This window comes from Brevundimonas sp. NPDC046655, assembly GCF_044901625.1.
Classification (GTDB): domain Bacteria; phylum Pseudomonadota; class Alphaproteobacteria; order Caulobacterales; family Caulobacteraceae; genus Brevundimonas.
The window spans coordinates 1207107-1219276 of sequence record NZ_JBJDPV010000001.1; the positions used below are offsets into that span (position 1 = coordinate 1207107).

Here is a 12170-nt window from a genome sequence, read left to right on the forward strand (position 1 = left end):
GGCCGGATCGCAGTCACTTCGGGTTCGCGACCGCGCACAGTCCCATCAAACTGGATGCCCTCGCCGACCTCGCGGATTTCGCCTTCGCCCGGCATCGTTTCGGTTGGTCGCGTGTAGCCAGAACGCGCCATAGGTAGATCTTCGTGGTCGGCGACGACCAGTAGGACGAAGCCCGAGCAGTAACAGCCGTCCAGGTCGTGGCCCCAGTCGCTTCGCGCATATGACCCGTAAAGAAGGACCTTGAGGATTCTACCCTTCTCCAGGGCTCTGCGCGGCATGTTGAAATCGCATCGTCGAACGTCTCCCGGATCACCTCGACCAGCACCTCCAGCAAGCATTCGGGCCGGAAACCGTCACGCGAAAGGGCGCGGCCACTTGCGTTCCAGCACTCGAGGGAACCACGGCTTTCGCACGGGCAGATCTCGCGCGGCCTGTAAAAAAATCGTGTCGGCGCCGAGGGGGGAGCTCGCCGCGCTGCGTAAGTCGAAATAGGGGGCCGCATTTCGGCCAAAAAATTAGCGGGAAAAAGCCTTTGGCCAACATCTCTTTCAGAAGCCAGCTCGTCACGTCTTCAGTCCTTTCGGGCCTGGTGATCGCCGCCGCCACATTGCCGGCCTTGCCTGCCGCCGCCCAGATCCAAACTCCGGCCGCTCCTCAATCGTCAGACGCTGCCGTTGAAATAGACACAATCGTCGTCACCGGCTCTCGTATCGCGCGCCAAGACTACAGCGCCAACAGCCCGATCGTGACCATGACCCAGGAAGACTTTAAGGCGACGGGGTCGGTCAATATCGAAAGTCTGATCAACGATCTTCCGCAGTTCACCGCTCTGGGCAACGCCGCGTCGAACAGTCCGAACCTGGCCGGCCAGGCGAACGTCCAGCTCCGCGGACTGGGCTCGACCCGCACCTTGGTGCTGCTGAATGGCCGCCGCATAGTTCCGTCCAACGCTTCGTCCGTCGTCGATCTCAATCTGCTGCCGACGCCGCTCATCTCCAGTATCGAGACGATTACTGGCGGCGCCTCTTCGACCTATGGATCGGACGCCGTCGGCGGCGTGCTCAACTTCCTGCTCGATGGAAACTTCGAAGGCCTGCAGTTCGACGCCCAGTATGGATCCTCGGACCGGGGCGACGCCTCGACCGAAGCGGTCAGCCTGACCCTGGGCGGCGACATCGCCGATGGCCGCGGACATGCGGTGTTGTCGGCCAGCTATTCAAACCGCGCCTCCGTCCTCAACGCCAGTCGCGCCTTTTCGCTGATCGGGGGCTTTGCCGGCACGTCGCCCTTAGGCTCGACCGTGTTCGACGCCACCAACCTGCCGACGGCCGCCGCTGTCAACGCCGCCGTCCCCGGCGCCGCCCGGGGCGACACTTTCGGCTTCAACAACAATGGGACCCTGTTCACCTATCGGGGCGCGCGCGACTACGTCAGCCCAGGCGGCGTCGATTACGAAGGCTTCCGCACGCCCGGTCCGCTCCAGCAGACGGACTTCGCCTACAGCACCGTCGACCGCAATTACATGATCATCCCGCAGAAGCGGTACAATGTGTATGCGGCGGCGGACTACGAGATCAACTCTGCGGTGGAGCTATACGCCGACTTCCTGTTCTCCCAGTACGAAGCCGGCAATCAGTTGGCCTCCAACCCGGCCACCGGACCGACCACCGGGTTCCGCATTCCATCGACCAACCCGTTCATTCCCGCCGAGCTGCGCAGCGTCCTGGACTCCCGCCCGAACCCGGCCGGAAGCTTCCGCCTCGACAAGCGCTTCAACGAACTCGGCCCGCGACGCCAGTCCGAGGACTACAACGTCTATCAGATCAACACGGGCATACGCGGTGACCTCGTCGGCCTCCGCGACTGGACCTACGACGCCTATGTTTCCTATGGCCGAGTGAACAACGGCACCGTCTACACCGGCTACCTCGCTCGCTCGGCGCTGCAGCGGCTCCTGGACGCCCCCGACGGCGGGGCGTCGATCTGCGCCGGCGGTTTCAATCCCTTCGGCGTCAACCCAATGAGCGCGGCCTGCATCGCCTATGTCGGCCGGGTGGCCAAAAATGTGACCACGAACGACCAGAGCGTCGCTGAACTGAACCTGCAAGGCGGCCTGTTCACCCTGCCCGCCGGCGAGGTCCGCGCGGCCGTCGGCGCAGCCTACCGCGAGCAGAACTACAACTTTTCGCCCGATAACCTGCTGCTCAGCACATTCACCCTCAACGGCGTCACCGGGCCTGAGCTGGCCGGCAACTCCGGCCAGCCGCTATCGGGGTCGGATCAAGTGTCGGAGCTCTACGGCGAGGTCCTGATCCCGTTGCTTAGCAATCTGCCGTTTGTGCGCAGTCTGGAGACAAATCTCGGCTACCGCGTCTCGGACTACGAAACGATCGGAAGGGTCGGATCCTACAAGGCCGATCTCAGCTGGGAAGCGCTCAACGGGCTACGCTTCCGCGGCGGCGTTCAGCGCGCGGTCCGCGCGCCCTCTATCGGCGAGCTGTTCGCAGCGCAGAATCTGAGCTTCCCGTCGATCGGGGTGCCGGTTTCCTCGACCGGCGCGCGCCAGTTCTCCGGGGATCCCTGCGATATTCGCGGCGCGTATCGCACGCCGGGCGCGGCAAACGCCAATGCGGTGCGAACCCTGTGCCTGGCGCAGAATGTCCCGACTCAGGTGATCGATTCCTACACCTTCTCCAACTCTCAGGTCTCTGGGGTCACCGGGGGCAACCCGATGCTGGAGGAGGAGACCGCAGATTCCTTCACCGTGGGCGCCACCTGGCAGTCGCCGTTTGCGGCCCCGTGGCTCAGCCGGGTGTCCGGATCTATCGACTACTACGATATCACGATCGAGAAGGTGGTCGGCACGGTATCGACGACTGAACAACTGCGTCGCTGCTACAATCAGGACGGCGCGTCCAATCCGACCTACGATCCGAACAACATCTTCTGCCGCATGTTCAGCCGAGATCCGAACTCGGGACAGATCACCAATACCTTCGAGACCAACGCCAACCTCGGCACGCTGGAGACCAAGGGCATCGACTTCCAAGTCGATTGGCGAATCGACCTGGTCGATCTCGGCGCGCCGAATTGGGGAAGCCTGGCCCTGAACGTCACCGGCACGAAGCTCCTGAAATGGGAGCGGCAGGACATTCCGGGCGGCGCCTTCACGGATCGCAAAGGCACGATCTCAAACAGCTTCGGCCTGACCCTACCCGAGTGGAAGGTCCTTTCCACGCTGAACTGGAGTCAGGACCCGTGGAACGTCGGCCTGCGGTGGCGCTACCAAGGATCAGTCGAGAATTTCAACAACCGAAGCCAGGTTGTCGACGCCATCCACTACATCGACCTCAATGCCGGTTTCAAAGTGAACGAGGTCGTCTCGCTGCGGGCTGGCGTCAACAATCTGACAGACGAACAACCACCGGTCTATGCACCCGCGATCGCCGCCAACACCGATCCCTCGAGCTACGACCTGATCGGTCGCCGATATTACCTCGGACTGACCGCGCGCTTCTAGGTCCGCTGAAGGCGCCCCCTCGCCGCTGCAAGGCTAAGGGGGCGCCAGGACACTCAAACGATATCGGCCGGCGCAGACACCGGCGAAACAACAGATCAAGAGAAGAATACACGACATGAGAACGAATCTGATGGTGGCTATGGTCTCGGGCCTGAGCCTGTTCGCCGGGGCGGCCGCCGCCCACGACTTCTTCCTGGCGCCGGAGCGTTTCGTCGGGCCGATGGGACACCCGCTCATTGTCCACGCAACCTCGTCGTCGGACTTCCCTGCCCTCAACGTGGGTTCGCCCCGCAGCCGCGTCGCCGAGGTCCGGGCGGTGGTCGATGGTCGTCCGGCGGCCGTAACCGTCGGGGCCCAAGCCAAGTCCCTGCGCCTGGCGGTGTCCAGTGACGCCCAGGGGATGGCGACCGTGACGCTTCTGACGATCTGGGGCGAATCCACCTGGCGGCCTGACCAGGTCGACACCTATCTGGAGGAGCACCCCTTCAAGGCCGAGGATGTAGCGACAGTGCGCCGACTGCTGCCTGAAGGCGCGCCGCTTGAAGTGAGATCGCGCCGGCTGGCCAAGACGCTCGTCTGCTTCCAGACCTGCACCCCGACGGCGGGGGGAGCGACGGGGCTAGAGGTCGAGTTTCTCCCCGAGTTCGTGGCTGGCCAGAATAGTCCTGCGACCTTCCAACTGGTCAGAAATGGGCATCCAATACCGGCGCAACCCGTCACGATCAGGTTTGGACAGGACGAAAGGCGCGCGGTTCAAACCGACGCAGAGGGCCGGCTACGGATTCCGGACGGCGTAACCGGTCCTGTCATGTTGGTCGCCGCGACGCTGGATGCACCGACGGGGAGGGGTGGACGCTTCGTCACCAACAACGCGTCTTTGACCTTCGAGGCTGCAGTGGGTCGTGACGAAAGCGGCCGTTGACCCTGCGCCTTCAAAAGGGCCGAGCGCGAGTCAAAGATGGCGAAAACTGAAACCGTCCCGCGCCAAATATCTCGGCGCGAGCGACCTGCGTGTTTCGAAGCCGAGTGTCCGATACAGTAGGGGAAGGTGAAAACGACGTGCGATCGTGTCGTCACGAGTAGGTCCAGCATCATTGCTCCCTGCCTATGGGCTCGTTTCGTGACGCCGAAACTCAAGCTCCTTTCGCAACTATGTGGTTCCGCGAAAAGGCCGCGCGCCCCCAGAGGGCGCGCGGCGAGTTTTCAGCCTTTTCGGCTCCTGTTCGGCGCCTCGCGCGGCATGGAGGCGCCCGGCTACGCCCCCGAACCTACGGCGTCATGCGCTTCGGCAGCGGCGCCCCCGCCCCTTTCATGACCTTCGAAGGCGCGAACCCGGTTCGTCGCTAACAAGGCAAAGGCCCCGCCGATTGTGCGGCGGAGCCTCTCTTTATGCCTGGTCGGGACGCAGAACGGCCTCGACATCGGCCTGCGCCGATCCCCGCCTCGTCGGGATGATCGGCCTATTCGGGCCGGATCGCGGTCACTTCGGATTCGCGACCGCGCACGGTCACGTCGAACTGGACGCGCTCGCCGACCTTGGCCTTCTCCATCACGGCCGGGGCCGCCTTGAAGCTCATGGTCATGGCGGGCCAGTCGACGCCCGGGATCGGACCGTGATCGATCGTGACCGAGCCCGTCGTCGCATCGACCTTGGTGATCACGCCCGTTCCGACGCCCGACTTGACGGTTTCGGCCGGCGCCATGGGCGTGGCGGCCATGTCGCCGGCGGTCGCCGGAGCGGCGGCCGGCACCTCGACCGGCGCGGGTTCCGTTTTCTGGTTGCAGGCTGCGAGGCTGACGGCCAGGCCGGCCGAGAGAATGAGGGCGTGTTTCATTTGGGTTCTCCAGGGTTGAACGTGGGGGATGGAAGCTTTCGACGGCGAAGCAGGAGGTATCCGGCCGGGATCACCAGCATGGACAGCAGGGGCGCGGTCAGCATGCCGCCGATGACCGGCGCGGCGATGCGGCTCATGATTTCCGATCCGGCGCCGTGACCGATCAGGATCGGCAACAGGCCGGCGATGATGACGGCGACCGTCATGGCCTTGGGTCTCACCCGAAGCAAGGCTCCCTCCCGGACCGCCGCCTCCACCTGATTGCGATCGGGGCTCGGCCCCCGATCCCTCAGCGCCTGCTTGAGGTAGATCAGCATGACCACGCCGAACTCGGCAGAAAGGCCGGCCAGGGCGATGAAGCCGACGCCGGTCGCCACCGACTGGTGATAGCCCAGCAGGTAGAGCATCCAGATTCCGCCGGTCAGGGCGAAGGGCAAGGAGGCCATGATCAGCAGCGCCTCGTCGAAACGACCGAAGGTCAGATACAGCAGGATGAAGATGATCACGAGCGTGGCAGGGGCCACGATCTTGAGGCGGTTCGCCGCCCGCTCCAGATATTCGTACTGTCCCGAATAGGCGATTGTGACACCCGGGTTCAGACGCACGTCCCGGGCCACAGCTCTTTTCAGATCGGCGACGACGGAGGCCAGGTCGCGCCCCCGCACATCGACATAGACCCAGGTCGAGGGGCGGCCGTTCTCGGACTTCAGCATGGGCGGTCCGTCGGCGATCTCGAGTTTCGCCACTGTGCCCAGGGTGATCTGCTGGCCTGACGGCGTCAGGATCGGCAGCGCTCTCAGTTGCTCGAGATCGTCGCGCAGTTCGCGCGGGTAGCGCACATTGATCGGATAGCGGGCCAGGCCTTCGACCGTCTGGCCGATCGTCTCGCCGCCGATGGCGCCGGACACGATCGACTGAACGTCGGCGATGTTCAGCCCGTATCGGCCCGCCGCCTGCCGATCGATGTCGACATCGACATAGCGCCCGCCGGTCAGACGCTCGGCCAGGGCCGAAGTCACCCCCGGCACGGTCTGGGCGACCTTCGCCACCTCGCCGCCGATACGGTCGATCTCGGCAAGGTCGGCCCCGGAGACCTTGACCCCGATCGGGCTCTTGATCCCGGTCGCCAGCATGTCGATGCGGTTGCGGATCGGAGACACCCAGAGATTGGCCAGGCCCGGCGCCCGCACGACGCGGTCCAGCTCCTCGACCAGTTTCTCCGGCGTCATGCCCGGCCGCCACTGATCGCGCGGCTTGAACTGGATCGTGGTCTCGAACATCTCCAGCGGCGCAGCATCAGTCGCCGTCTCGGCCCGCCCCGCCTTGCCGAACACGGTCGCGACCTCGGGCACGGAACGGATCATCCGGTCCGTCTGCTGCAAAAGTTCGGCGGCCTTGGCGGTCGACAGGCCCGGCAGGGCCGAGGGCATATACAGCAGGTCGCCCTCGTCCATGGGGGGCATGAACTCCCCGCCCAGCTGGCTCAGGGGCCAGGCGGTGGTGGCGAAGGCCAGGGCCGCGATGGCCAGGGTGGTCCTCGGCCGCTTCAGAACCCAGTCCAGCGGATGACGATAGGCGCGCGTCAGTCCGCGATTGATCGGATTGCTCTGCTCGGCGGGTATTCGCCCCCGGATCAGATAGCCCATCAGCACGGGAACCAGGGTGATCGACAGAATGGCGGCCGCCGCCATGGCGTAGCTCTTGGTGAAGGCCAGCGGCGCGAACAGCCGCCCCTCCTGCGCCTGCAGCGTAAAGACCGGCACGAAGGACAGGGTGATGATCACGAGGCTGAGGAACAGCGCCGGGCCGACCTCGGCCGCCGCCTCGGTGATGACGGTCCAGCGCGTCTCTCCGGCCAGCTTCTCGCCAGGATGATCCTGCTCCCATCGTTCGATATGTTTGTGGGCGTTCTCGATCATGACGATCGCCCCATCGACCATGGCCCCGATGGCGATGGCGATCCCGCCCAGCGACATGATGTTGGCGTTCACCCCCTGGGCATGCATCAGCAGAAAGGCCGCCAGCACCCCCAGCGGCAGGGTCAGGATGGCGACGAGCGCTGAACGCGCGTGCCACAGGAACAGGCCGCAGACGAGCGCGACGATGATGAACTCCTCGATCAGCTTGTGGCTGAGGTTGGAAACGGCGCGGTCGATCAGTTGCGACCGGTCGTAGGTCGTGACGACCTCCACGCCCGGAGGCAGGCCGGCCTTCAGGGTGTGGAGCTTGTCGCGCACGGCCTTGATGGTCGCCCGCGCGTTCTCGCCCGAGCGCAGCACCACCACCCCGCCGGCCACCTCGCCCTCGCCGTTCAGTTCGGCGATGCTACGCCGCATCTCCGGGCCGATCTGGATGGTCGCCACGTCGCCCAAGGTCACGGGCGCGCCGCCGGCCGCGGTGCGGATCGGTATGGCGCGGAAGTCGTCCAGATTGGTCAGATAGCCGTTGGCCCGGACCATATATTCGGCCTCGGCCAACTCCAGCACCGAGCCGCCCGTCTCTCCATTGGCGCGCTGGACGGCCTCGACCGCCTGCTGGTGCATGACGCCGTAAGCGGCCAGTTTGATCGGGTCCAGGACGACCTGATACTGCCGCACCATGCCGCCGATGGCCGCGACCTCGGCCACCCCCGGCACGGTCTTGAGCTCATAGCGCAGGAACCAGTCCTGCAGGCTGCGAAGCTGCGCCAGGTCGTGACGCCCGCTCCGGTCGACCAGGGCGTATTCATAGATCCAGCCCACGCCCGTGGCGTCGGGGCCGAGCGCGGGGCGGGCGCTGTCGGGAAGTCTGGACTGGACCTGGCTGAGGTATTCCAGCACCCGCGACCGGGCCCAGTAAAGGTCGGTGCCGTCCTCGAACAGGACATAGACATAGCTGTCGCCGAAGAAGGAATAGCCGCGCACGGTCCTGGCGCCCGGCACCGACAGCATGGTGGTCGCCAGGGGATAGGTGACCTGGTTCTCGACGATCTGCGGAGCCTGGCCGGGGTAGCTGGTGCGGATGATGACCTGGACGTCCGACAGGTCCGGCAAGGCGTCGACCGAGGTGTTCCTGACCGCCCAGAGCCCCGCGACCAGCAGGGCCAGCGCCGCCATCAGGACGAAGACCCGCCCCTTGACCGAGGCTCTGATGACGCCCGCGATCATCGGCCCGGCTCCATCTTCGCCGTCCCATTTGCCGGGAGCGCGGCGCCGTCGATGGGCCGCGCCTCCACGCCCGACAGGCTGGCCTCGGAATCGATCAGGAACTGGCCGGAGGCGATGACCCGCTCTCCGACGCTCAGACCCGCCAGGATTTCCGTCTGGCCGCCGCCCTCTCGCCCGACCCGGACCTGGGCCGGCTGATAGCGCCCCTCGGGCAAGGCCAGCATGACAATGTCGCGCTGACCGGTGCGAATGACCGCCTCGGTCGGCACCAGAAGCGCAGGCGTGGTCGCCCCGCCGAAAACCACCCGGCCGAACATGCCCGGCCGCAGACGCCCGCCCCGGTTCGCCAATTCGATACGGCCCGTAAGGGTGCGGCTGTCGCCCGACACCTCCGGCAGCAGGGCGGTCAGGCGACCGGTGAAGCGTTCGGACGGGAAGGCCGACAGGGTCGCCTCCACGGACTGTCCGACCCGCAGCTGTCCGGCGAGGGCTTCGGGGATGGCGGCGTTGAGCCAGACGGTCGACAGGCCGCTGACCTCGGCCAGGGAGGCGCCTTGCGTCACGCTCATGCCGGGCCGGACCGCCAGGGTGCGGATCGCCCCTGCGACGGGGCTGGCGATGGTGATCGTGTCGCGCGGCCGCCCGCTGCGTTCGACCGAGGCGATCAGGCCGTCGGACATCCCCATCAGGACCAGCCGGCGCCGCGCGGCCTGGATCAGGGCGGCGTCGCCGGTGCGCCGCACCGCCAGATATTCCGTCTGCGCCCCGCCCCAACTGGGGACCAGCAGATCGACCAGGGGCGCGCCCGCAGCGACCACATCGCCGGGCGCGCGATCATAGACCCGCTGTACGAAGCCGTCGGCTCGCGACTGCACGATCGCCACATCCCGCTGATTGTAGTCGATCACGGCCGTGGCGTTCAGGTCGCCGCCCAGGGTTCCCATCCGCGCCGTCGCGAACCGAACCCCCAGGTTCTGGGTCAAGGCCGGATCGATACGCACGCCGCTGGACGCTGCGCCAGCCCCGCCCTCGTCGGCGTACTTGGCGACCAGGGGCATGTCCATGAAGGGCGACGGGCCCGGCTTGTCGAACTTTCGATCCGGATACATCGGGTCATAGTAGTAGAGGACCTTGCGGCCTCCTGCCTCGTCTGCGGCAGGAGCCCCCTCGCCGCCGGGGCCGCTGGATCGCTGACCGATCACCACGCCGGTCCCGACGCCGATCCCCACCAGCACCAGAGCGCCCAGGGCGACGCCGAGACGATTATAGCTGAACCCGCTCATCGGCCGCTCCCATAGGTCAGGGTGATTTCGGCGGCGTGGCGCATCACCGCCGCCTCCTTGTCCAGCGCGTCCAGCCGGGCGTTGGCCACGGCGGTGAAGGCCTGGACGATTTCGGAGATCCCGATCCGACCCGCGGCATAGGCGGCGGTCTCCAGGTCGGACTGTTGCATGACGGCCGGCAGGACGATGTCGCGCGCCCGGGTCCACTGATCGTGGTCCATGGCGTGTTGGGCCAGATCGCGCTGCAGGTCCGCCTCCAGTTGGCGGCGCGTCCCCTCACGTTCGGCGCTGACCCGCCGCGCGTCGGCGGACCGCGCTGCGATCAAAGGCTCCTGACGTTGTCGCTGAAACAGCGGCAGGCGCACGCTGGCGCCCACCGAGACCATGTCGCCGAACGCGGGGTCGCGGCGCTGATAGCTGGCCTCGACCGACCAGTCCGGACGCCGTCCGGCCCGGGCCAGGTCGAGTTCGGCCTTAGCCCGCCGGTCTTCGGCCTCGTAAGCCTTCAGCATGGGCAGGTCCTCGAGGCCCATGCGCAAGGCCGACGGGTCCGGCGCATCTGACGGCGGCGCGCCGTCCGTTGTGGGGGCCGGATCGCCGGTCCAGCGGGTCAATGCGGCGCGCGCGGCCTCCCTCTCGGCGACCAGCCGGCTGCGCCGATCGTCCAACGCCGCCTTCAACTGGATCGGCGCCAGGGCCATGGCCGGACGATCCGCCCCCGACGCCACCCCGGACGGCGCGGCGTCCCAAAGCGGTTGAAGCGTCGCCAGGACCTCGTCCACGGCGGCCAGCTTGCGACCCGAATAATAGAGATCGATCCAGGCCAGGCCCGCCGCGATCCGCACCTCGCGCAGCGCCGTGGCGTTGTCGGCCACCGCCACGCCGATGGCGGCCTCGGCCAGGCCGCGCTCGGCGCGACGGCGCGCCCGGCTGGGCAGCTCCTGCTCGACGCCGACCCGCAGGGCGGTGAAGTCGTCTTCACCGAACCGCCCGGCCATGGGCCCGGTCACGGGAAAGCCGTCCAGTCCGAATTTGAGGCTTGGATCGGGCAGCCGCCCGGCCGCGACCACGGCCGCACGGGCTGCATCGACGCCAAGGGCGCTGGCGCGCAGATCAGGCGCGTCCGACGCCGCGCGGGCCATGGCGGCCTCGAACGTCAGGGGCTCGGCCCGGGCCGCCGCAGCCCCTGACAGGCTGGCGGCGGCGAGCGCAAGCACGGTCGCCCTGGCCGCCGGTTTGAAACGGGGGAGCATGAAATCTTCCTTCGGAACAGCAGGCGTCGGCCGTGAACGGCGCGACGCAGGGGGCATGGCTTTCCATGGGCGTGACAGGACCCGCCGTGGGGCGCGGCCGATCAAACCAAGGGGCGGTTCAGCCCTGCTGTTGCGGAGGAGAAAATAGCGGCGCCGGCCCGGCCCCTTCCCGCGTGATGTTCAAATTCACGAAGGCGATCAATAGCGGCGCGACGGGGGGCGGGATCAGGACCAGTGGCGGCAAGGGCGCGGCTACGGCGGCGCAGCCCATCTTGGCGACGCACTCCGGCGTCATGTCCTTGCAGCAGTCGCCGGGATTTCCGGTCGTGTCGCCGGCCATGTCCATGGTCTCGGCGCAGTCCATCGCCTCCGCCCCGACCCCGGCGTTGTGAAACAGCTGGATCGGCATGGCATGAGCCGTCGACTGGCCGAAAAATCCGGCCAGGGCAAAGACGAGCAGAACTGTGCGGAGAAGGTTCCACATCACACGGTCAGGTTACACGCTTAGAGCATCAACAAGTCAAGATCGCTCTGGAAGCTCCAGTCGGCCGGGCCATGACGGGCCCGAACCGACCGGAGCGAGGGAAGTTTCTAGTGGACCATGAAGCGGGCGACCCCGCTCATAGCGTGGCCGTCGGCGCCCTCGGCCGACCAGGCCAGAACGTGATTGCCCTTTCCAAGCGCAGGCAGGGAGACTGTCGCCTTCGTGCCTGCCGCGGCCTGGACCGGAACGGCCGCCGGACGACCGCCGTCCGTCGCCAGCGTCAGGGACTTCAAGGTCATCGCATGGGGAAAGGTGATGCTGAAGGCCGTGGGCGCGCTCGAGGACATGGAGCCGTCGGCCGGCGAGGTCACCACGCCGGCTGAAGCAGGCGCAGCCATAACCATCGCGCCATGACCCGCGTGGGGATCGGCGGCCTGGGCGGAAGCGGCGCCGGCGGAAACCAGCATGGCGGCGGCGATCGCGAAGGGAATGAAGTTACGCATCTTGGTTGTCTTCCTTAGTTCGGGCTTAATTCGGAGAGTGGTCCATGCCGGACATGTCCGGCATGGACGACATATCGTGGCCCGGCATGTCATGGCCCGGCATGGGCGCAGATTGGGGCTTGGTTTGCGATGGGCTCACGTTCGGG

Annotated in this window: 8 protein-coding genes; 2 read left to right on the forward strand and 6 right to left on the reverse strand. The window is 66.6% G+C overall.

Annotation, left to right across the window (positions count from 1 at the left end):
- Positions 1-532: 532 nt before the first annotated feature.
- Positions 533-3520, forward strand: a complete 2988-nt coding sequence (locus ACI2KI_RS06000) for a TonB-dependent receptor domain-containing protein (RefSeq protein WP_404618467.1) — start codon at positions 533-535, stop codon at positions 3518-3520.
- Between the two features lie 115 nt (positions 3521-3635).
- Positions 3636-4442, forward strand: coding sequence for a DUF4198 domain-containing protein (locus ACI2KI_RS06005; RefSeq protein ID WP_404618469.1), 807 nt, complete (start codon positions 3636-3638; stop codon positions 4440-4442).
- 538 nt (positions 4443-4980) lie between these two features.
- Here ACI2KI_RS06005 and ACI2KI_RS06010 read toward each other — a convergent pair.
- The 6 genes from ACI2KI_RS06010 to ACI2KI_RS06035 form a co-directional block, all read right to left on the reverse strand.
- Positions 4981-5355, reverse strand: a complete 375-nt coding sequence (locus ACI2KI_RS06010) for a copper-binding protein (protein WP_207826221.1) — start codon at positions 5353-5355, stop codon at positions 4981-4983.
- Positions 5352-8501: an efflux RND transporter permease subunit gene (locus tag ACI2KI_RS06015; protein ID WP_207826219.1), complete on the reverse strand. Its 3150-nt coding sequence runs from the start codon at positions 8499-8501 to the stop codon at positions 5352-5354. Before ACI2KI_RS06015 ends, ACI2KI_RS06010 begins: the two co-directional genes overlap by 4 nt.
- A complete protein-coding gene (locus ACI2KI_RS06020; protein WP_178828392.1) occupies positions 8498-9784 on the reverse strand; it encodes an efflux RND transporter periplasmic adaptor subunit in 1287 nt (428 codons plus the stop codon). Before ACI2KI_RS06020 ends, ACI2KI_RS06015 begins: the two co-directional genes overlap by 4 nt.
- Positions 9781-11037, reverse strand: coding sequence for a TolC family protein (locus ACI2KI_RS06025; RefSeq protein ID WP_178828394.1), 1257 nt, complete (start codon positions 11035-11037; stop codon positions 9781-9783). The genes ACI2KI_RS06020 and ACI2KI_RS06025 overlap by 4 nt, the downstream gene beginning before the upstream one ends.
- A 118-nt stretch (positions 11038-11155) precedes the next feature.
- Entirely contained in the window at positions 11156-11521 is a 366-nt protein-coding gene (locus tag ACI2KI_RS06030; RefSeq protein WP_178828396.1) for a hypothetical protein, read from the reverse strand.
- A 107-nt stretch (positions 11522-11628) separates the two neighbouring features.
- The gene (locus ACI2KI_RS06035; protein ID WP_178828398.1) at positions 11629-12024 is read right to left on the reverse strand and encodes a copper resistance protein CopC; all 396 of its coding nucleotides are present in this window, start codon (positions 12022-12024) and stop codon (positions 11629-11631) included.
- Between the last annotated feature and the right edge of the window lie 146 nt (positions 12025-12170).

What these genes read in the sequence shown, in the direction of transcription:
- ACI2KI_RS06005 (WP_404618469.1), top strand. Translation starts at nt 3,636, where the DNA reads ATGAGAACGAATCTGATGGTGGCTATGGTCTCGGGCCTGAGCCTGTTC.
- ACI2KI_RS06010 (WP_207826221.1), bottom strand. Translation starts at nt 5,355, where the DNA reads ATGAAACACGCCCTCATTCTCTCGGCCGGCCTGGCCGTCAGCCTCGCA.
- ACI2KI_RS06015 (WP_207826219.1), bottom strand. Translation starts at nt 8,501, where the DNA reads ATGATCGCGGGCGTCATCAGAGCCTCGGTCAAGGGGCGGGTCTTCGTC.
- ACI2KI_RS06020 (WP_178828392.1), bottom strand. Translation starts at nt 9,784, where the DNA reads ATGAGCGGGTTCAGCTATAATCGTCTCGGCGTCGCCCTGGGCGCTCTG.
- ACI2KI_RS06025 (WP_178828394.1), bottom strand. Translation starts at nt 11,037, where the DNA reads ATGCTCCCCCGTTTCAAACCGGCGGCCAGGGCGACCGTGCTTGCGCTC.
- ACI2KI_RS06030 (WP_178828396.1), bottom strand. Translation starts at nt 11,521, where the DNA reads ATGTGGAACCTTCTCCGCACAGTTCTGCTCGTCTTTGCCCTGGCCGGA.
- ACI2KI_RS06035 (WP_178828398.1), bottom strand. Translation starts at nt 12,024, where the DNA reads ATGCGTAACTTCATTCCCTTCGCGATCGCCGCCGCCATGCTGGTTTCC.